We start from the raw sequence: 21,054 nt of genomic DNA, 5'->3' as shown, positions 1-21,054 counted from the left end.
GATTGCTCGCCATCAGGCACCGGAACCCTGCTCACCGGGCGCAGTGACCTAGAACTTATGCCGTGAATCGGGAGCGAATTCTAAGCTTGTACACAGGTCTTCTGAATATCCAGTTCATGGCTTTCCTACCTCCATCGTAAAGGGCCTGCCTCCGCATCGGGCCTTTGAAACGCCTCTTATATACTGTCTCTTGCGATGCGAGGCTTTAAACCAGATGTTCTTGTCGTAGGTGCAGGCCCTGTGGGCCTTACGATGGCCGCCGAACTCGCCCGCCACGGGGTTCTCTGCCGCATCATCGATCAGCTCGCCGCTCCGCTGCCATACTGCCGCGCCATAGGAGTCACCCCACGCACGCTGGAAGTCTGGGACGACATGGGCATCATCACCCTCATGATTGACGCAGGCCTCTGGATCGACCGTACACGCCGCTACCTCAATCACTCACCGGCGCAGGATGAAGTGCGCGACTTCTCCGATCTTCCCTACAGTTCGCTCGGCATCCCTCAGCCTGAGACCGAACGCATCCTCACTGCCCATCTTGCCACCTTCGGCATCGCCGTCGAGCGCCCCGTTACCCTCACCTCCTTCACACAAGACAGCGATGGCGTAAACGTCGAACTCACACGCCCCGACGGCACCATCCAGAAAGCCTCTTTCCAATACATCATCGGCTGCGATGGAGCCCGCAGCGCAGTCCGCCGCATTCTCGACATTCCCTTCGAGGGCGACCACTATCCCGTCGGCTTCATGCTCGGCGACGTAGTCCTCGACCTCGATCTCCCCCGTGGCATGAGCTTATGGGCAATCAACGCCGCCCAGCAGGGCCCGCCGGACTTTTTCATCGCCATTCCGCTTCCCGCGCGAAACCGCTACCGCGTCTCCATGCTCGCCCCACCAGATAGCTCGGATATTTCCGCCCCTGCCCACGGCCTGCAGACCGACCGCCCCGCCCCCACCCTACAAGAACTGCAAGTTGTTGCCGATCGCATCCTCCCCATCAAGGCCACCATTTCTGACCTGCAGTGGTCTTCGAACTTTCGCATCGGAACGCGCCTCGCTGCGAACTATCGCAAAGACAGAAGTTTCCTCGCTGGCGATGCCGCCCACATCCATCCCCCCACTGGCGGCCAAGGCATGAACACCGGCATTCAGGACGCCTACAACCTCGCCTGGAAGATCGCGCTCGTTCTTCGCCACAAAGCCACGCTACAACTCCTCGACACCTACGAAGCCGAGCGCCGTCCCGTAGGCGCCGACGCAGTCGCCCGCACCCGCGCCGCATCCGATCAACTTGGTCGCAAGAACGCGCCACAACAGGACCGCCTCGCCGACACGCAACTCCTCATCCACTACCGCCACAGCACTCTCTCAAAAAACGATTCCACCAAATCACTTGAAGATCTCCCTATCCAAGCCGGTGACCGAGCGCCCGACTGCGACGGCTTCCGCCGTGACCATGTCCGCGCCCCTTTTAGACTCCTCGACATCACTCGAGGCACCGACCACGTCTTGCTCGTCTACGTTGGCCAATCCATAACACCCGATCAGGCTGCACAACTCGAGCATCTCGCGCAAACCCTCAAAACCGTCCCCGGACCAAACTGCCGTCTCACTGCCATTGCCGCGCCTGACTCAGCTCTCCCCACCCTCATCGGCGTCCCCGTAGCCACCGACACCGGCCGCCAATTCGCCGCCACATACAGACCCACCCCTGCTACTGCCTACCTGATCCGCCCCGACGGATACATCGGCTACCACGCTCGTCCCGTCACTCAACAGGGGATCATCGACTACCTCACGTCACTTTAGCGTTCACTTCTTATGAAAAATTCGTGGACCGAAATCAGCTCCTTCGCGATGCGAAGATATATGGCCTCAACGACTGCTTCTCTTCGATTTGGGATTCTGATCTAAATCGGAAAGAGCATTTCTGGGCAGGTCAGTGGTCTGTCGTACTATCAGTCGAGTACTGATCTTGTTTAGAGCTTCCGACTTTATGATGTTTGCTGGGTCTAAACTTGACAAAAGGGCAGCTACTGCATTTTTGCAAGATCTTTGCAGGACATGCGAACGGTTGTGAGCGGTGGAATAGTGTATTCAGCCAAGTGAATGTCGTCGAAACCTATCAGTGAAAAGTCTTCTGGGACTTTGAATCCAGCATCAAAAAGAGCATGCTGCACTCCGATGGCGGTCATATCGTTGGAACACATGATGGCAGTGGGTAAATGCTTCAGCGCGAGAATTCGCTGCATCGCATCCCGCCCTCCGTCTAAAGTTTGATCTCCTTCGACCATCCAAGAAACGTCAGCTTTGATTCCCGCAGACTTCAAACATTTTAGAAATGCAGCTTTTCGACTTCCCGCAGAACGCAGGCGAAGAGGGCCGCTGATGAATCCAATTTTGCGATGGCCAAGAACTGCTAATTTTCCACGCCTTCATTGATCCCTGCAAGGTAATCAACCGCCAGCACACTGCTTAGTGGGCGCGAGGGCGCAGGATCGATAAAAACGACGGGTATGTTGTCGACGGCGAAGCGATCAAGAAGCAATTCCTCAAAGCCAAAGGTCATGATCGCAACACCATCTACCTTCCGCTCAAGCATGCGCCGCGCGCACAGTTCCATCTTCGCGGTCTCATAGTTGGTCGAGCCGATAAGGATCTCATATCCACGTTCCACGGCTACCCGCTCGAACTCCTGGATGAGTTCCGGAAAAACGGGTTGGTGATTTCTGAAACAATCAGGCCAAGGAGTTTGCTTTTACCGGAGACGAGAGCTCGCGCCTGCGTGTTAGGAAAATAACCCAGATCGGCTACAGCTTTCCAGACTCGCTGGGCCAGCCTTGAATCGACAGTGGCTACGTGGTTGATCGTTCGCGATACTGTTGCAATGGAGACGCGCGCTCTAGCAGCGACCCCGTGAATGTCGATCTTCGATGTGGCTTGGTTCTCTACGGAACGTCTCATCGCGGTTTGATCCGAATTAAGCTACTAGCAAAAGGGCGTGATTCAATTGCAAGCGAGAAGGAGGATTCATGCTTGACATCCAAACCCCTACAAAGTTACTGTCCATGCCAGGAAACATTTACTCGATATCAGGCTATCATCACAATTCTAGAATTAGGCGTGAGCCGCATTTGTTGTTACTTGTCGTCCGAGGAACTCAACGCGCCCTCGGTCCACATCTTAAGGCTGAACTTGAGGCTAGTGGACGACTGTGATCCGCTAAGGACCCCGGCCTTGCGCAGTACAGCCAGACCGTGGAGGGTTGCCCACAATGCGAGCGAAGCGTCCCAGGCACGTTTCTCCCCGTAGACACGAGTCACCTGCTCAAGGAAGAATTCCGTATTCCGCGCGCATAGTGGGGTACACTGCGGAATGTTCGAATCGGGACCTGAGGTCTTTAGGTAGATTGCAAACACTCGCGGCTGTTCATGCGCAAAGCGGAGGTATGCTTGGGAGATTGCCCGAATCGACTCCGCAGGGCCGTTGCGGCCAGCAGCCTTCTGCATGACCTCGAGCATCTGCAGCCGTGCCTCTTCGGCCACGGCCTCCTTCAACGCGGCGAGACTTTCGAAGTAGCGGTAGAGCGCGTTCGGTGCCAGACGAAGTGTAGAAGCAACAGATCGGATGGCTAGGCTGTCAATGCCCTCGCTTTCGACTTGCTTCATGGCAGCATGCAGGATGCTGTTTCGGTCGGTCTTCGCCGGATATGCCATGACATACACTGTACATCTTGACGAGTCTAGAAGTATTGTGTACGTTGTACATGATGGTGATGGACGCCGTACACCTAAAGCTGAGATCGTCTGTATGTCGACGCCGTCCCGAGGAGAAATTTATGGAAAAGGTTGTTTTGGTAACGGGAGCAAACAAGGGCATCGGGTTCGAGGTGTCTCGCGCGTTGGGCCGCGGCGGCTTTAGGGTTCTGCTGGGAGCACGCGATAAGGCACGGGGTAAAGAGGAGCCAATAAGCTGCGTGGCGAGGGTTTAACGTTTGTTTCGTTAAAGCGGACTTGAATCAAGCGGTCGAGAGCGGCAGGGCACTGGCCAAGCAGATTGGCGAGCAATTCGGGCATCTGGACGTCCTGGTAAACAACGCGGGCATGGCCGACCGGGAGGATGGGCCCGCCAGCAGCGTCTCAATTGAGACACTAAGGCGCACCTGACCCGCGTGATGCCTAGATCTGCAGTCTTAGCTTCCATCTCGTGAGCAGTGCAGAGAGCGCCAGAATCAGACCTGTGAAGATCAGGCACCTCAGTACGCCGGGGAGACCGTAGTTGGCGTGTTCTGCAAAGTATGTGAAGCCACAAGCGGAGACGATGAAGAAGTAGAAGTCTGGGAGCAGATAGGTGAGGAGTGTGTTCTCGCCCGCGGGGCGTGCGAATACGGCCCAGCGTACCGCTCGCCTGACGTCGCAGATCCAATAAAGAAGAGTGAACAGTAGCACGCTGCAGCCGATGCTGTAGAGACACCAGGTCGGAGTGGCGCGGATCTTCGAGATGCCTAGTGGAGTCAGAAGCCATCCGCAGAAGAACGTGACGACACTGAAGAGGATGGCGACGGTAGACTTCTGCCGAAATGTGTTCCATCGGAGACCGTGGCTGTTCACAAAGATGCTCGAAGTGACGACGCCGGCCAGGGCGATCGAAGCCATAGCACCGTTGCCCCATGGCCAGATGTAGAGGGGAAGATGGCGCGGAAATGGAATCCACTTCGCTGTTGACGCGATACACAGGATCGTCATGGTGGCAAACCACGCCAGCGGCGCCCAGCTCCATCGTCGAGTCGCGATGTACAGGATGGAGACTGCGAGGTAGGTCCACCCGAGCAGGCCTAGAATCTCGGGGTAAGACGAAGAAATCCATGCTGCATGTCCGTCGGGAGTCGTTCGGCGAAAGATGGCAAACATTGCCACCATCAGTGCCAGGCCGGAGAATCGCAGAATTCGGAAGTGTGACGAATAGCGGTCCATGCGTGGGTAGACGTTCCAGAATAAGACGGCACCGCTGAGCGCGAGGATGGTCCACAGCATCGGACCTATCCCCATGAGCGCTCGACTTCCCAGCTCCGCGTTCGCAAGAATAAGTCCGAGGACGACCAAAGCGATGGTGCGGAGGATGATATGTAGCCAGAGAGCTGGAACGGATGAATTTTTGCGGAGTCGATGTTCCAGGGCGATGGGGATCGTCATCCCAAGGATGAATAGAAAGGCTGGGAACACCATATCTACGTAAGTCATCGCATCGACCTTTGCGGGAGCGTGATAGTTCCACCACGGGAGACCCTTGACCTCGGCCAGTTCGTTGACAAAGATCATCAAGGTCATCGTTAGCCCGCGGAATATATCGATGGACGCGACGCGTTGAGCGCGAATCGTGTTGGTTGCATTCGCCTGGAGGAGTTCCATCGTTGGATTCATCGCGTCTCCGTAGTTGTTGTGGTGTCGCGTCGCAGGGACACATCGATCGCACCAAGAAGAGTGTTGGCAGAATCACCCGTGTACTCCCAGAACATGACGCCGGCTAACTTGTGATCAATCACGTACTCGCATTTCTTCTTTAATGATTCAGGGTCGTCATACGATATGAAGGTTTGGGTGTCGTGATTGTAAAGATATGGGGCAGAGGCGTTCGAATCCCAGTAGCGCGTGTAGCCGCTATTCTGCAGGCTGGTCAAAGCACTATATGGCAGATAGGTGTTAGGTGCTTCCTTTCCAGGTTGAAACAGCCCGTGGTTCTGATCCGGAACCTGCGTCCAACTCTTGCCGTAGAAAGGCAGACCAAGCACAAGTTTCTCGGGAGATACGCCGGCGTTTTCATATTCATGCACAGTGCGGTCGGCAGAAATCTTTTTCGGATCGGCTGGGTTGGTGAACAGCGGTGCATGGTGTCCGGTGGTTTTGTCCCAGCTCGGAACGTAGTAGTCGTATGACATCAGGTTGACCGTGTCCACATATCTTTGTACTTTGTCCATCTCGGTATGCTCGAGGAAATCGGTCGAGGCACCGGTCGCGATGGACGTAACCAGATGTCGATGGAGTTTCTTTTGTTCTTTATCGAACCGTGCTCTCAGTTCTTTGAGTAGAAGTGTGTAGTTCTGCTTGTCTTCAGCACGAAATCGATGATTATCGCCGACCATTCCAGGGTATTCCCAATCGATATCAACACCATCGAGCTCGTATTTTTCGACGAATTTAACTGCGCTTTCGATGAAGAGCTTTCTACTCTGCTTCGTTAGAGCCATATCGGAAAAGTCGCCGGACCATGTCCATCCACCAACCGAGACCAGTACGGTTAGAGAAGGGTTGTCTCGTTTTAAAGAGTTGAGCACAGCGAAGTTTTCTGCGTCGTGCGCGAAGCCTTCAACGATCTCACCCTTCTGTAGATTGGCGAAGGCGTAGTTGATTCGCGTCAATTTTGTGGCGGATATTTCCTGCGGAGCGATGATTCTGCCCTTTGGAAAGATGTATGCAATGATCTCCTTCTTCTGTGCGGGAGATGTCGCTGCTCGCAGATGAAGGGGGAAGCACATAGACAGAATAAGGACAGCCAGGCACGAAGAGAGTACGCGAAGTAATAAGGAGTTTGAAATACGCTTCATGGATTCCTGTTCTTGCTGGGGAGTCAATCAACTGATTTTTACCGGCAACGAAAGATCTCGCAGCATCTATTTTCGTTTACTCGTCCGAAAAAAGAAGGACGGCGAAAGACCTTTCGCCGTCCCAAGTTCTCACTGATCGGGGATTAGAAGACAAACTTGAGTGCCAGTTGGATATTGCGAGGTTCGTTGACGGTGTTGCTGATCTGACCGAAGTTGTTTCCAGGACTGGCGTTGTTGCTCGGCGGGGCCAGGCTGACCATGTTGAAGGCGTTCAGAAAGTCGCTGCGGAATTCAATGTGACTTCCTTCGGTGATCGCGAAGTCCTTGGACAGGGCGAGGTCGATCTGCTGGTATCCAGGATCACGTTCCGAACCCACGGACGCGTTGCCGAAGCTTGAAGCGCTTTGCTCTTGGTAGGCACAGGTTCCGTTGTCCGTGTCGCTTGCGCAGGTTCCAGCTGAAGGATCAGTGCCAAAATAGTTGGTTTCTGTACGACCCCTTACATGAAGAGCACGGAGGTGGTTAGCACGAGCTGCTCTTGCGTTCACCGCTGCCGAATAGAACGCATTTGAATTTACGGTAATGGGGAAGCCCGTGTGGAAGCTCATGATGGAACCTACTTTCCAGCCTCCAACCACCTCATCCGCAATGCGATTCATGCCACCTCCGAACTGGCGTCCTCGACCGAAAGGCAACTCGTAGTAGCCAGAGATGGAGACATTGTGCGTAGCATCGAAGTACGTCGGACCATAATCCGCGCCACCGTTATATGCATCCTGCCAGTACGCACTTTGCGAGTCGCCAGCACCGCCGCCTGCTCCGTAGTAGCCAAGGTTGTTGCTGAGTCCTTTGCTGTAAGTCCAGTTAGCCAGGAACTCGAGACCGTGGTCGAGGCGACGCCGTCCGGTTACCTGCAACGAGCTGTAGTTCATGACAGCTTCCGACTCGGTATAGCTGATATTCGCAATCTGACTCAGAGCCGGATTAAGTTTAGAGAGAGTTGTAATAGGAAGATCGCACGTGAGGCAGGCGCGCTGGTTTCCTTCACGCGGATCCACCAGGTGAGTTCCGTTCTGTCCTAGATAGGCGACCGTCACGGAGGTGAAGTTGTCTACTTGATATTCGGTAGTAAGGTTGTACTGCTGAATCAAGGCAGGCTTCAGATTCGGCTGCCATGCACGCACGTTGCCAGCATAAACAGACGGGTCGGACGGACGATAGAAGCCATTTGTGATGCTGAGGAAGGGAGCTCCGTTGGCGCACGGCAAGCTGTTGTTGCAGGAAGCATCGACGAAGAATGGTGGGTTAAGTGTGAGCCGCAGATTGGCCCCCGTTCCCTCCAGGAAGTTGGTAATGCCGTAGCCGCCTCGAAGTACAAACTTATCGTGGAAGGATTCCGGTGACCAGGCGAAACCTAACCTCGGCATGAAACCCGCGTGGTAGGCATTGTAGAGGGCACGCGGTGCACCGTTCACACCTGCGTTGGTAATTACGCCGGTGGTGATGTTTATATTCGCCTGCTTGTTATTGACTTCGATGTAGGGCTGATCGTACTCCCACCGCAGGCCTAGATTGATTGTCAGGTTAGAGCTCAGTTTGATGTCATCCTGCGCGAAGAAAGCGGGACGATACTGGCGTTGTCCCCAGCGACCGGTTAGAGCGCCCTGACCTTCGGAGGTTACGTTGTCGCTCAAGAAATCAGTAACTTTGCCATTGAAGCCGAACCAGCCTAGTGATCCATCGTTGCCCGAGTAGTAGCGGTTCTCCTGGTAGCGAAGCACCTGAGCGCCGAACTTCAGTGTCTGTTTGCCGTGTTGCCAGGTGAGATTATCGCCATAGGTATAGGCATTGACGATGCTGTCGCTATTGATACCGCCGTAGGAGCCATTCCCATCTTGACCAAACGGAGCGCCAATGTCATCGACTGTGCCTGAGTTATCGCCATTGCCTATGACGAGGGTGCTGAAGCCGGGAACAAGTTGGGTGCCAGGTATACCAAGTTTGGCGTTGCCAGTGAGACCCCAATTGCCAGAGACGTCGGTTGGAGTTTGAATGTAACGAGTGCGGCCATATCCGGCGCGCGCTTCGTTGACAATGCTGGGCGAGATTTCGTGGGTCCAGTTGACGATGAAGCCGGTGTAGGGATCGTTGTTATTAGTTGGGATATCGGTAGGGAGAGCAACCTTTGAGTAGCCGTCGTTCTCGCGGCCGATGGAGAAGCGACCAGAGATCGTGTCGCGGTTAGTCGCTCGCCAATCGATCTTGAAATCGCCTTGATTGTTGACGGTGGCCTGGCCCGAAGAGCCGACGTAATTTACGGAGGTGTCCGTCACGGTATTGGGTTCTGGATAAAGCTCTGGGTGGGCGAAGAGATAGATTGCTGCGGGATTCGTGATGCCGGGCAATGTGCGATCTGCTGCAGAGACGACGGTTCGGAGTTCGACGGTGGAGAAGTGCTGGCGAGCTCCCTGGTAATCCACGAAGAAGAAGAGCTTATCTTTGAAGATGGGACCGCCGAGAGTGCCGCCGAAGATGGCGCGGTTGAATGGCGCACGTGGCGCGCCGGTGAGCTTTGCAGCCCATGTATTTGCGTTCAGGTTCTGGTTTTCACCGAAGAAGAAAGCGTTGCCATGGAATTTATTGGTTCCGCTCTTCGTGACCATCACGACCTGACCGCCGTTTGCGTTGCCGTACTCAGCAGTAGAGTTGCCGGTGATGATGCGGACTTCGCCGAGTGCGTCAACGTTGGGGCTGTAGCCGATGTAGTTATCGATCGCCTCATTAATATCCGCTCCATCGAGAGTGTAGTTGTTGCTCTGCTCGCGGTTTCCGTTGACGTTGAAGCCGCCGTTATACTGACCGCGGCCTACGTTATCGAGCGCCTGAGGGTTTGGAGTGATGGCTCCAGCGACTAACAAAGTAAGCGTGGAGAAGTTACGACTCTGCAACGGCAGTTCCGTGGCGGCGGCTGCAGTAATCGTGTCGCCGGTCGTTGCATTTTCAGTGTTAAGAATGGGGGCAGTGTCGGTAACGACGACGTTGCTATTTGTTCCGCCAACCTTCAACGCTACGTTTACTTTCGCTTCTTGATCAACTTCAAGCGAAAAGGGGCTTGTGCTTTGAGGAGCGAAACTACTGGATTCTACGGTGATCTTGTATTGTCCGATCTGCAAAAAATGGAGAGAGTAAATGCCACTGGGATTGGTGACAGTCGGAGTGGCCACACCTGTTTGGACATTGGTAGCGGTTACTTTAGCGCCTGCTACGACTGCCCCGGTGGGGTCGGTCACGGTACCGGTGATGGAGCCGGTGATGGTCTGCGTGAATGCCGGTATACAGGTCACGATAACCAGCATCAGCGCTGAAAGATAACGGAAGCCGAGCTTGAGTCCTTTGTGCATTGCGTTCCTCCAAAGTAAAAAGTGCAGAGCGATTTGCTTTGTCTGTGCGAGTTTCGCGGTTGGCTTCCCTTGGCCCATCCTGCTTACTGCGTAGATCTTGCGTTTGCAATCAAGTTAGAACTTCGACAAGCCTAGCTTCGCGTGTAGTCCGTACCTATGGGACGGACAGGTCCGATCGTTCTTAGTCGTGTAATTTCCTTTAGGAATACGGCAACGGCCACTCCTTGGAAATGCAGAATCCCGTTCTGATTCACGGTCGAAAGAAGGCAGAATTTATTCGTAAATTGAAATGTGCGGATGCCAGATCGTATAGACAACTGTACTGAAGTGCAAGAGAAATTTTCTAAGTCACGCCGGAAAGCGTCCGAGACGCGCTGATCCTCGCCATTCGTCTCTTCTGGAAGGCTGATCGTTTTTGCGGGAGCGCTCCGGTAAAGCTCGGCGGTTCAACCAGATCCAATGACGTGATGGTTTCGATTTCGGTTTACTCGATCGTGGTTGTTGGGACGCGGATCGACGCGCGATATCGGTTGCCATAGTAACGAGAACACGCAACTTCAATTGGTATCTCATCCGTCGTCATGATGATCCGTGAGATGGATAGCATGATTGCGCTCTTAGGGATGGAAAGCAGTTCGGACTCTTCGTTAGTCGCAGGAGAGGCCTCGAGTACTTCATCAGCCCAAGCGGCGCGAACACCGTATTTATCGCGAAGCACTTTGTACAGTGACTCTGACGTGAAGTCGGTTCGTTCAAGTCCGGGATAATGCTTTAAAGGAATATTGGACTCTTCAAGCGCCATCGGAGTGCCATCCGCAATACGCAGCCGACGGAGTTGTAGAACCGGGGAACCTTCTTCAACTCGAAGCTGTTCTGAAAGAACGCCCTTCGCCGACAGTACAGTTTGTGCGAGTAGACGTGAACTTGGCATCATTCCGCGCTGCTTCATGTCCTCCGTGAAACCTCGGAGGTGCATGATGTTCTTCTCTAGCTTAGGTCGCGTGACATAGGTGCCTCGCCCTTTTTGGCTGAGTGCATAACCTCGACTCTTCAGATTATGCAGGGCCTGCCGAGCGGTCATTCGGCTTACCTGATAGGACCGCGCCAATTCATATTCCGAAGGAAGGCAATCGCCTACCAGCAACTTGCCCGTTTGGATCTGTTCTATCAAGGCCTGCTGAATCTGATAGTAAAGCGGGATAAATCCGTCCTTGTCGAGCGACAGCGCGGACAAAGGGGATTGGACGTCGTTGTTTTCCACTCTATCTCCCCGGGGTAGTTCGTTTGCCGTTTCGTTAAACAAGAAATTGGCCGATTCGCAGGCGAAACTTATTAGTTCGTCAAGAGCATTTCAGTGTCACCGGGGAATTCGCGCGGTGAACAGCCGGCTGTCTTTGACTTGTTTGAATATTAGCGAATGAGTATAGTCGTCCAGACAGGTGCAAGCAATGAGATTTCTGAAACGCGGGATGGAGATTTCCTCGAGCGTATTTGTCCGTATCTCATACTGTCTTCGAGGTGCAGAATTAGACATCTAGGAATGAAGGTTTTGGCCAGCTGCTTCATATGGGCATTGACTTCGGTAGCTTTGGGACAGTTGACCGTCGTCGTCGACCAAGTCGGCTACGAGACTCGCTCGCTCAAGCACGCAATCGTAGTTGGGACCGAGCAGGATCGCCCGGATAAATTTTCACTGGTCGATTCCGCAACCGGCAAGATTGTGTTGACAGGAAGCTTGGTTCCGAATGGTCAGGTCGATTCATGGGGTGGCCGCGTCTTCTGGACCGCAGACTTTTCCTCATGGCATACCACTGGCCACTACGCAGTTCAGGTCGAGTCGAACTCAGGAAAGATACGTTCCTGCCCTTTCGATATTGATGACGATCTTCTCGAACGAAGTACGCTTTCGAATGTTGTTTACTACTTCAAGGGACAACGTGCCAGCGGTCTGATGGATCAAGCGGATCGGCATCTGCCCCTTCCGGCCGGTCAGACAGGTTTCGTGGATGTTCATGGCGGATGGTACGACGCGACTGGCGATTACGGCATCCATCTCTCCCATCAAAATCCTACCTCTTACTTCAACCCTCAACAGGTGCCGTTGGTCGCGTGGAGCTTGTTGAAAAGCTATCGAGTTCTCGAAGCACGACATGACGACAACTTCAGCGAATACCTGCGGCGACTGCTGGATGAGGGACTCTTTGGCGCCGACTTTCTCGTTCGGATCAAACGACCGGATGGCTCCTTCTTCGAAAGCATTACTGCACCCGGAAAAGACAAGCTCCCGCAGGATCGTGCCATCGGCAATCCCAACTGGCGAACACAGATCAAGAAGAATGCCTCAGATTCAACGGAACATATACAAAGCGCTGAGGGACCCCATGCTTACGAGGCGAGCTTTCGTGCAGGAGGAGGTATGGCCATCGCGGCTCTTGCCCTCGCTAGCACCATGCCGATTGACGGAGAGCTGCCTCGCACCACCTATCTTCGCGCTGCCGAGGAAGCGTTTCAGTTTCTCGATGGGCACAATCGCGAGTTACTCAATGACGGAAAGGAAAATATTCTCGATGATTACTGCGCGCTGATGGCGGCTACGGAGTTGTACCGAGCAACGAAGCGGGAGTCCTATCGTGTAGCGGCCGATCGAAGAGCTGTGCATCTAATGGAGCGATTATCGACTGCCGAGGGACATCGCAACTTTTGGCGGGCGGATGATGGATCGAGGCCCTACTTCCATCCGTCCGATGCAGGCTTGCCGGTCGTCAGCTTGATTGAGTACGCACAGATCGCAGCTCCCACCTCACAAAAGCAAGTTCGCGACGCAGTGGAACGGTCGCTGCGGTTCGAACTTTCCGTAACCGCCGAAGTTAACAATCCGTTTGGGTATGCGAGACAACTGGTGCGGATGGGCGACGGTAAAGTTCGCAGTGCATTTTTCTTCCCGCACGATACGGAGGCTGCACCATGGTGGCAAGGAGAGGACGCTCGATTAGCCTCGCTGGCGGCCGCTGCGCGCATGGCGGCCCCGCTCTTTGACGACGATCCAGCTTTCCAATCGCAACTCCAGGAGTACGCGTGGAATCAGTTGCACTGGATTCTCGGTCGAAACCCCTTTGACGCAAGCATGCTCATGGGGAGCGGTCATGGGAACGCACCGTATATGTTTTTTCGCTCTTATAAATACACGAGCGCGCCGGGCTCTATCCTCAATGGAATAACCGCGGCAATCGACAATGAAGATGGGATCGCTTTCAACGAGGGATATGCCGTGACGGGCAAAGATGAAGACTGGCGTTGGACAGAGCAGTGGCTGCCACATGCGGCCTGGTATCTCTACGCTGTCAGCCTGCCACACTCTTGAGTCTAAGAACCTTGGATTCAGAAGTACTACGCTTCATGGCTAAGCATTAACGCGAACGATTGAAGCTCTTCGAACCGCGCGATCGTATTGCGAGAATATTCCCCATACCGCGGGTCATCAAGCATCGCGGGAGGCAGGAAAGCAGTCGCGGGAATCGTTGGGGGAACCGTCTTTTTCACGACTCCTTCGGCCATTCCATCAACATACTCCGCAAGTTTTCGGCGCATTTCGATGAGGTCAGGTTCGGTAAGAAAGTCTTTGTCTGCTTCACTGTAAAGAATCGCAAACTGATTCCAAAAGAGCGCTCCTGCAGTGAGAGCCGTTCGAAGAATCATCTCGCTGGTGCGGACATGCTGTTCCCGGTCCACTCCAAATTCGTAGTCCACAGCGTCGTTCATTGATCGAAGCGATACAACAGTCTTGCCGATCTGATCTCGCAGGGCATCGGCTTGCAGAAGCAGATCTTTTGGATCGGGACGAGGTTCGATGAGGCGGAGGAAACTCGCAACCGTCTTGAGAACTCCTGCCAGGCCCTGACGCATGACGGTAACAGTGCGCACTGGCCAGATCTGATCGAAGACAAACCACATGACGAGAAGGGCGACGAGTATGCCGATCAGACGGTCACGAGCGGGGGCGAGTTCCGTGGGAGCACTGAAATCTTCAAAGGCAACAAGGTAAAACGAAAATGCCATCTGTAAACCGACATAGTTGAACCTTGGGCCCGCAGCCGTCCAAGCGGAGATGAAGGCAACAAATCCGACGAGAACGACCAGCGATGTAATCGAATCCATGTGCGGAAAGAGAAGCGAGATCGCTCCAAGACCCAGGATGAGACCGCCGACGATTGAACCTATTAACCGGAAGAAGAGTCTTTGTTTTATTGCGCCGCTACTACTTAACCCGGTGACGATAACGGTAATCACCGCCGTCGAGATCCCAGGCCAGTCAACGGCGTTATAGATGACATAACAGAGGGTTGCGCACAGGCTGATCTTCAGTCCGAATGCAAGTGTGTCGTTTCTGCCCACCGCCCCCGGAATGAAAAATGGCGCCTTTCTTACAGGCATCGCGACTAGCTCTTTGTTGCCCATTTGGGAGGCGTCGGTGGGCATGGTCAGAAGCGAATGAAGAGCTGCTTCGACTCGATCCAACAACGTCACGCAGTTCTCCGGCATAAATCGCAAACTGCTTTCAATTTTTGGAATGGTAACTGGAATCAGTTCGCGACATTGTTCCGCGATAATTGCGCACCGTCGTCTTAGCTCCGGACTGTCTTCCTCTGTATTCTGTAAGCCGAACGCCGCGGCGACATCCATGAGCTGGGCCTGCATCGTGACACGCAAGCGTGTTCCCGGAGGGAGGGTCCCGGCGTCGAGACCTCGCTCCGCAATTTTGTTGTATAGCTCCAGCATTCCGCTTGAACCGGCTATCGCGAGGCGAGAGACGGGGATTGCTGCTGCGGCTCGCTCCTCTGAGGTCCCACCTTGAGCGTATACCGTGAACATCTTCTCCAGAGCCTGATAACGTATTGCGCGGGCCGCTTCCAACTTCTTAGCGGGATCGCGATCGCCGAACAAATACTCCACCAGAACAGCACAGCCAACCGAAACTGAAAGTGTTGCGATAAGCCATAGCGAGCCCTTAACCAACTTGTCCGCAGGTGCATGATTTTCCCAAGACCCGATCACAGTACAGAAAATCAGCCCCCAGGTTGATCCGAGAGTGGGAAAGTTGGTAGAGGCCACGAGCACACCCGCAATGAAGGTAACGATGGCGACGCTAAGTACGCGGGCCATCGGATCGTTGTCGCTGACAATAACAACTCCCAGTTCAACCGCAATCGAAAGTGCTACGGTCAGCAACGAAATCACACCGGTCCGAAAAGAAATGGTGGGGCTGTCGCGTCCGACGAGAAAAATAAAGTACATGCCGATGTAAATAGACGGCATCCGCCAGGTCAACATGAGGATGAGAGCGAGGACGGTCGCAAGTAGGATACGCAGAGAGCTGTTGAGTCGCCCAGGCGTGGGTTGCAGATCGTCCCACAACTTTCGCCTCATCGACGTGATCGTCCCCGATAGAGATGTGTCCTCCATCTGCTATCTCACGATCGTCAGTGCGGTTGCACCGATACGAAACAGATCGGGGTCGGGATCCTGAACTCGAACGCGAACAGGAAATCTTGTGGAGAGATGGACCCAGTTCAAAGTGCGTTCGATATTGGGTAGTCCTCCAGTGACCGCTCCATCTTCCGGAAAGACGCCGTATCCGATGCTCTCAACGATCCCATTGAACCTTCGATCGGGATGCCCCATTAGATACACGTCAACATGGGATCCGATGGCAATGTTCTTCACCTTTGACTCCCGATAGTTGGCGACAACCCACCAGGTCCGGGTGTCAATCAAGGTGAACAGCGGTGTGCCGGGATGCGCATACTCACCGATTGAGATATTCATGTTGTTCACATAGGCATTGAAGGGAGCGACAACGCGGCAGCGTTCAAGATCGAGCCTCGCGCTATCTACCTTGGCGGCTTTTCCTGGCCGTTCGGACATCAGCGTGTCAACTGTATCGATCGTATGGATCGCCTGACCCAGCTTCGCCTGTGACTCAGCAGCCGCCGAATCCGCTTCTTGTTGACGCAGAATCGATTGAGCGAGCTGAGCTTGTGACTGAGCAAGAGCAGCTTGGGCTTCATCGTAGTTTCCTTGAGCCACCCGCACTGCAGTGTTGGCCTGATCGATCTGTTCCACCGTGACATATTGTTTTTGCAGCAGCGGTTCTATGCGGTGCAGATTGTTTGTTGCAAACTTCAGCTGAGCCTCTGCTGCCGCTACCGTCGCTTGGGCTCGAGAGACGGTAGCCTTTGCCACGTCGATGGTGCTCCCTGCGGTTTTGACGCCAGTTCGCGAACTGTGCACGCCCGCGAGAGCAGCTTCGGCTGCGCTGTTTTGAGCCGCGATTCTTCGTTTCGCATCGATGATCTGCTGCTCCAATGCCTCTTGATCAGATAACGCCTGCTGCAGGGCGTACTCATACGGACGAGGATCGATCTCAAACAGGAGATCGCCTTTCTTCACGAAGGCGTTGTCTTTGACCGGTAATTCAACCAGTCTGCCACTTACTTCGGGAGCGATTTCGATGTAATTCGCTCTTACACTAGCATCGTCAGTTCGTGGATGAACGTCAGTTTGAAGGATGACAACTCCTAGTGCGACAATTGCCGCCGCAACAACACCGATAGCGATCCAGCGGCCAATCTGCTTACGGTTGAGAGTTTCGGGAGCCTGTTCCATATTCCTCCTTACCGGAAAAAAATCAGCCAGAGCAGGCTTGTGAAAAGTATGACGACACTGGGGTAAAAGAGCGCGACCGGACCAACCTCAGAATCCAACTTGAATCGAACCAGAAAGTGACGCACAACAAACGCGAGGACTACCGCAATGGCTAAACAGAGCATCCAGACAGGAAAAAAGGAACCAATAATGTCGATGGATGGCGCATGGCTGCACCCAGAGCACAGCAAGCATACTGCGAACAGAGAAGCGGAACAATTTCTTCTAATGATCATCACTTCTGGCCATCCTGTGTATGTAATTTCGTCGCGGCCGATTTAGTTCTCAGCAGATTTCCGGTCACAAACTCTAGATCCACTGCTTCCAGAAGTAGTTGAGAGCGCGCGGAGACGCCAGAGAGCCTGGCCTGTGCTAACTGCCTTTCGGCAGTCACCACATCGACCAGATTTTTCACACCATATTTGTAAGCTTCCAGAGAAGCGGAGTAAGAACTGTTAGCAGAGTCGAGCAAAGATACGGCAGCTTGTTCCTGTCTCAACGCGGTACGAAAAGCAATAAATGCTGTCCAGACTTCACGTGTCGCCCGGTCGTGTTTCTCAGTCATTGCGTCCTGTGCCTCACGTCTTTTCGATTCGGCAATAGCCACACCGTTTTTTCGTGCTCCTCCATCGAAGATTCGCCATTCCACACCCAGCTCGGCGGTCCAGGTGGGTACGCTTGCGTAGCCAAGCCCACCATTGTCCGCCGTTGGCCACACCGTAGTCTGTGCGGCCGAACCCGATAGAACAATCTTCGGGCGATACTCCGCCTTCGCTGCCCGCACCGCATCGTCGGCTGCACGAATGTCCTCAGCCTGTGCCGCCAAGTCGGGGCGGTCAGATAAGGCTCGCTCGATTAACTCATCGATGGAAAGAGTAAGCGATTCGGGCAACGGAGTATCCTTCTCCGAATCAATAGTGATATCCGGAGAAGGTTCCACACCGATTGCTTCTGTAAGCGTGACTCGTGAGATTTTTTCATCGCCGTCCGCAGACTCGAGGTCGAATACAGCCTGCGAGGTCTCTGCACGGGCTTGGAGTACGTCAGGTAAGGTGGAGCGTCCGTTCGCCAGCTGCTGTTCGGCTGCATCCTGGGTAGTCTGCGCAGTCTTCAGCGTCTCCTGCGCGGCCTGCAGTCGTTCCTCCGCGGTGAGCAGCTTGTAGTAGTCACTGGCGACAAGAAAAGCGACCTCTTGGTTCGCTTGGATGAAGTTGGCTCCTGCGGCTAGTTTTTCTGCCTTCGCAGCGTCTACGTTAGCCCCCCGCTTGCCAAAGTCGGTGAGCAAATATTGCATCGTGACTTCAGGCTGGATGATCGGGATTTCGACCGTCGAATATCCGCGCGGTAAGAGTGACTCAGGAAACGGTGTAATTGTTCGCTGATCTCCGAATATCGCGAGCCCAACAAGCACCGGGTAATAGGCGCTTTTCTCGATTCCAAGCTGTTCGGCCCGCTGCCTGGCTTGTTCCCACACAATTCGAGTGCGCGGGTTATTCCGTTCCGCTATATCGATTAGTTCGGCAAGCGCATAGACTCGCTTGGGATCGAGGACTGCAACCTTTCCCGAGGGAATGGAATGAGCCGCGCACTCTGACACCGCGCGGGGCGTTGATGCCGCTCCTGCACACTGCGTCAGCCCTCTTTGCGGCGCCCAAAGACACACAAAGAAAAACAAAAATGTCAGCCGGAGACCGAATCTATAAAGAAGGTGTATCGTGTCCGTCATCTGAGAATGGTCAAGTTTACCAGTTCGTTCCGGACAGAGAAATATCAGGACAAAGATGAATAGACCGCTCTCGTTACTTAGCTAGAGAAAGATTTCTCAACCTCATCCGAGGGAGCGGCGAAGCACCGTTCTGGCACGCAACAAGCGCGATTTCGTGGCGGCTACGGAGATTCCCGCGATTTCGGCGATCTCTTTGATCGAGCTGTCGTGTACTTGTTGAATTTCGACGATGGTGCGGAGCGCTGGCCGCAGCCGATGAATGGCACGCTTCAGATGGTGTTCTCTTTCAGATCTCGCATAGTGCTCTTCCGTGTTGACCCGACGATCGGCCACCTCCCAATGCTGCCACGTCTCGCCCTCGACCCCTCCATCCATCGAGATCTCGGGATGAGCGCGCTTCCGGCGCAAAATCATCAACGCAGAGTTGATGGCAATTCGCGTAAGCCAGGTGGAAAAGGTCGATCGGCCATCAAAGTTCTTCAGGTGAACATAGGCTTTCAAAAAAGCATCTTGAAGCGCATCTTCCGCGTCTTGCCGGTTTCTCGTGATCCGATACATTGTGCTGAAGATTTTCTTTGAGTGGCGATTCCAAAGCTCGGAGAAGGCTAGATGCTCTCCAGTCTTCGCTGCGGCGACCAACATCTCATCATTCGAGGTCTCGAGGATAGCTTGCATGCTGAGGGTACCTGGTGAAAAGTATGAGTCCATTAGAAGACCTTTCCGTGAGAGTTCTAGAGCCAGAGTCGTTGAGGCTGAGAGTGAGAAACAAAAGCCATTTCAATGCAAGACTCGTTGGATAATCTAGGTATTGAGACTGTTCATCGGTGCACTTCGGGATCCAGTTATGAGTTCTGCGTGCATTGAAATCACCTGTTAGCCTGAGGATCGCCAAGCGATGAAAGATCTACCTCAAGCTAAGACGTAAATCAATCGCTCGATAGCCTAAATCGTGCCCCTATGGCGTTACTCTTTCGAGGGGGACTAAAGTTACCCAAAAAATAATGTGGCGTGCTCGCAAGACTGCATGCACTACGGATAGATCTGTTTAGTTACCGCTCATGGTCTTGTCGGAGGATGAAACTACCAGCCGTCTGCCAAACATGCGCGCATCAAGGGAGTATGCTCCAGGGCCTAACAGCCCCAGAGAAGCTGCAACGAGAATCGATGAGATGACAGGGATGAGGTCGAGGTCCTTCGCGTCGAGCATCATCGCAGTCTCAATCAGACAGCATGCGATGGAAGACACGGGAGTAAATAGTCCAAGACAGATTGCGATACCCAGCAGACCCAGGCCGGCAGACTCCCACATGGGAACTGCTGGACCTCCCTGCGGCAATATAATCAGAAGAAGGGTTGCAGCCACAGAGATTCGCAGAAGAATCAACGCAACCCCCGCCGCTCCCGTCGGGAACATCGAAAAGAGTCTCTGCACAGTCGCCGAGGCTAGTCGTGCTGTTGGAACCTGGCAAACCCGAAGAGGGGGTGTGAAAAGCAACACTTTCGGGGGGGACTTGTCTTTTACTACAGGCATCTCGCAGGAGAGCCAAACTGTGCGAATCTCGAAGCTTGATGTCACTCCAGCGCAGGCGCAGAGATAGAATTAGGGACGTCTCCGCCGAATCATATCGGCCAATGGTCAAGCGTTTGCGGATGCGCTGTTCTAGGGACGTTCGGTTGGAGCAGAAGGATCTCAATGAGTGAGATACGTACAATTAGGGTCCTTACCGTCGACGATCATCCCCTCCTCAGGGCTGGAATCTCGGGCGCCATCAACGCGCAGCCCGACATGTCCGTCGTGGCCGAAGCAGCAGATGGTGAGGAAGCGATTGCGTCATTTCGAATTCATCGCCCTGACGTAACCCTGATGGATATCAGGATGCCGAAGACGAATGGCATCGACGCGATCTCGGCCATCCGCAAGGAATTCCCCAATGCTCGCGTTGTCGTCCTGACGACATACGGGGGGGATATTCAGGCTCTGCGGGCTTTCAAGGCGGGCGCCGTCGGTTACCTGTTGAAAAGCATGTTGCGGACAGAGTTAATTGACACCATTCGCCTCGCTCATGCGGGCATGAGGCGGATCCCACCCGAGATAGCTCTGGAACTGGCTGAGCATGCTGGCGACGATACCCTCACTACTCGGGAGATTGAAGTGTTGCGGGACGTAGCGAAGGGTAGCTCTAACAAAGTGATTGCAGCGCGGCTTGCGATCTCCGAGCACACCGTCAAGGGCCATCTTAAGAATATTCTTTCCAAGCTCGACGCGAGTGATCGGACTCACGCGGTTATGATCGCGCTAAAGCGCGGCTTTCTCGACATCTGAGCACAGCCGGGGAGGCCGGATAGGCTCTGAATAAATATATCTCTGTCAACATTTCATTCATGCGATGGCTGCTTGTCTTTGGAGGATCGCAAAGATTGACAGTGCAATCTCACAGAAGGTCTTTCTCTCACATTCGAGGCATCTTATTCCAGAGACGGAGATCAAACCAATTCAGTTTTCGGTCAAAAAATTGACGTGGCAATAGCAACCGAACGATAGACTTTGGGTTAGATAACGCAAAGGCATGTCATGTGATCCCGGAAAAATGCAGCTTTAGCTGATTCAAGCGCGCCCAGATTGC

The 21,054-nt window shown here is 53.9% G+C and carries 19 protein-coding genes; 5 read left to right on the top strand and 14 right to left on the bottom strand.

Features of this window, described 5'->3' with window-relative positions; translation table 11 throughout:
* The first annotated feature begins 195 nt into the window (after nucleotides 1–195).
* Nucleotides 196–1,809 (top strand): FAD-dependent monooxygenase, encoded by a 1,614-nt coding sequence (locus RBB76_RS01995; RefSeq protein WP_429633151.1) that lies wholly within the window; start codon nucleotides 196–198, stop codon nucleotides 1,807–1,809.
* A gap of 224 nt (nucleotides 1,810–2,033) precedes the next feature.
* Here RBB76_RS01995 and RBB76_RS01990 read toward each other — a convergent pair whose 3' ends face one another.
* From RBB76_RS01990 to RBB76_RS01975, 4 genes are all read right to left on the bottom strand, one after another.
* The gene (locus RBB76_RS01990; RefSeq protein WP_433963553.1) at nucleotides 2,034–2,372 is read right to left on the bottom strand and encodes a substrate-binding domain-containing protein; all 339 of its coding nucleotides are present in this window, start codon (nucleotides 2,370–2,372) and stop codon (nucleotides 2,034–2,036) included.
* 47 nt (nucleotides 2,373–2,419) lie between these two features.
* Nucleotides 2,420–2,677: a hypothetical protein gene (locus RBB76_RS01985; protein WP_429633153.1), complete on the bottom strand. Its 258-nt coding sequence runs from the start codon at nucleotides 2,675–2,677 to the stop codon at nucleotides 2,420–2,422.
* Nucleotides 2,678–2,679: 2 nt separating this feature from the next.
* Nucleotides 2,680–2,964: a LacI family DNA-binding transcriptional regulator gene (locus tag RBB76_RS01980; RefSeq protein WP_429633155.1), complete on the bottom strand. Its 285-nt coding sequence runs from the start codon at nucleotides 2,962–2,964 to the stop codon at nucleotides 2,680–2,682.
* A 176-nt stretch (nucleotides 2,965–3,140) separates the two neighbouring features.
* On the bottom strand, nucleotides 3,141–3,716 hold the full coding sequence (locus RBB76_RS01975) for a TetR/AcrR family transcriptional regulator (protein WP_429633157.1): 576 nt from the start codon (nucleotides 3,714–3,716) through the stop codon (nucleotides 3,141–3,143).
* Between the two features lie 122 nt (nucleotides 3,717–3,838).
* Between RBB76_RS01975 and RBB76_RS01970 the strand changes: the two genes are divergently transcribed.
* Nucleotides 3,839–3,991 carry an SDR family NAD(P)-dependent oxidoreductase gene (locus tag RBB76_RS01970; RefSeq protein ID WP_429633159.1) on the top strand — a complete coding sequence of 51 codons (153 nt, stop codon included), beginning with the start codon at nucleotides 3,839–3,841 and terminating at the stop codon, nucleotides 3,989–3,991.
* 22 nt (nucleotides 3,992–4,013) lie between these two features.
* On the top strand, nucleotides 4,014–4,166 hold the full coding sequence (locus RBB76_RS01965; protein WP_429633161.1) for an SDR family oxidoreductase: 153 nt from the start codon (nucleotides 4,014–4,016) through the stop codon (nucleotides 4,164–4,166).
* Nucleotides 4,167–4,178: 12 nt separating this feature from the next.
* On the opposite strand, the gene RBB76_RS01960 is transcribed toward RBB76_RS01965, so the two are convergent.
* From RBB76_RS01960 to RBB76_RS01945, 4 genes are all read right to left on the bottom strand, one after another.
* The gene (locus tag RBB76_RS01960) at nucleotides 4,179–5,420 is read right to left on the bottom strand and encodes a DUF5009 domain-containing protein (RefSeq protein ID WP_429633163.1); all 1,242 of its coding nucleotides are present in this window, start codon (nucleotides 5,418–5,420) and stop codon (nucleotides 4,179–4,181) included.
* Entirely contained in the window at nucleotides 5,417–6,601 is a 1,185-nt protein-coding gene (locus tag RBB76_RS01955) for a glycoside hydrolase family 18 protein (protein WP_429633165.1), read from the bottom strand. Before RBB76_RS01955 ends, RBB76_RS01960 begins: the two co-directional genes overlap by 4 nt.
* Before the next feature lie 143 nt (nucleotides 6,602–6,744).
* On the bottom strand, nucleotides 6,745–10,002 hold the full coding sequence (locus RBB76_RS01950) for a carboxypeptidase regulatory-like domain-containing protein (protein ID WP_429633167.1): 3,258 nt from the start codon (nucleotides 10,000–10,002) through the stop codon (nucleotides 6,745–6,747).
* A gap of 484 nt (nucleotides 10,003–10,486) precedes the next feature.
* A complete protein-coding gene (locus tag RBB76_RS01945; protein WP_429633169.1) occupies nucleotides 10,487–11,263 on the bottom strand; it encodes a GntR family transcriptional regulator in 777 nt (258 codons plus the stop codon).
* A 279-nt stretch (nucleotides 11,264–11,542) separates the two neighbouring features.
* On the opposite strand from RBB76_RS01945, the gene RBB76_RS01940 reads away from it, so the two are divergent.
* Nucleotides 11,543–13,363: a glycoside hydrolase family 9 protein gene (locus RBB76_RS01940; RefSeq protein WP_429633171.1), complete on the top strand. Its 1,821-nt coding sequence runs from the start codon at nucleotides 11,543–11,545 to the stop codon at nucleotides 13,361–13,363.
* Nucleotides 13,364–13,389: 26 nt separating this feature from the next.
* Here the strand turns inward: RBB76_RS01940 and RBB76_RS01935 are convergent, their stop codons facing one another.
* The 6 genes from RBB76_RS01935 to RBB76_RS01910 form a co-directional block, all read right to left on the bottom strand.
* Entirely contained in the window at nucleotides 13,390–15,462 is a 2,073-nt protein-coding gene (locus RBB76_RS01935; RefSeq protein ID WP_429633173.1) for an FUSC family protein, read from the bottom strand.
* A 3-nt stretch (nucleotides 15,463–15,465) separates the two neighbouring features.
* Complete coding sequence (locus RBB76_RS01930; RefSeq protein WP_429633175.1) at nucleotides 15,466–16,665, bottom strand: biotin/lipoyl-binding protein; 1,200 nt, start codon at nucleotides 16,663–16,665, stop codon at nucleotides 15,466–15,468.
* Between the two features lie 8 nt (nucleotides 16,666–16,673).
* Nucleotides 16,674–16,940, bottom strand: a complete 267-nt coding sequence (locus RBB76_RS01925; protein ID WP_429633220.1) for a YtcA family lipoprotein — start codon at nucleotides 16,938–16,940, stop codon at nucleotides 16,674–16,676.
* A complete protein-coding gene (locus RBB76_RS01920) occupies nucleotides 16,940–18,430 on the bottom strand; it encodes a TolC family protein (RefSeq protein WP_429633177.1) in 1,491 nt (496 codons plus the stop codon). Before RBB76_RS01920 ends, RBB76_RS01925 begins: the two co-directional genes overlap by 1 nt.
* Nucleotides 18,431–18,532: 102 nt before the next feature.
* Entirely contained in the window at nucleotides 18,533–19,105 is a 573-nt protein-coding gene (locus RBB76_RS01915) for an RNA polymerase sigma factor (protein WP_429633179.1), read from the bottom strand.
* A 370-nt stretch (nucleotides 19,106–19,475) separates the two neighbouring features.
* The gene (locus tag RBB76_RS01910) at nucleotides 19,476–19,844 is read right to left on the bottom strand and encodes a hypothetical protein (protein WP_429633181.1); all 369 of its coding nucleotides are present in this window, start codon (nucleotides 19,842–19,844) and stop codon (nucleotides 19,476–19,478) included.
* A gap of 279 nt (nucleotides 19,845–20,123) precedes the next feature.
* Here RBB76_RS01910 and RBB76_RS01905 point away from each other — a divergent pair, with 279 nt between their 5' ends.
* Nucleotides 20,124–20,753: a response regulator gene (locus RBB76_RS01905; RefSeq protein ID WP_183976477.1), complete on the top strand. Its 630-nt coding sequence runs from the start codon at nucleotides 20,124–20,126 to the stop codon at nucleotides 20,751–20,753.
* The last annotated feature ends 301 nt before the right edge of the window (nucleotides 20,754–21,054 follow it).

The sequence above is a fragment of the Tunturiibacter psychrotolerans genome (genome assembly GCF_051013365.1).
GTDB classification, from domain to species: Bacteria; Acidobacteriota; Terriglobia; order Terriglobales; family Acidobacteriaceae; genus Edaphobacter; species Edaphobacter psychrotolerans_A.
This window is presented reverse-complemented; position numbering and strand designations above follow the sequence as displayed.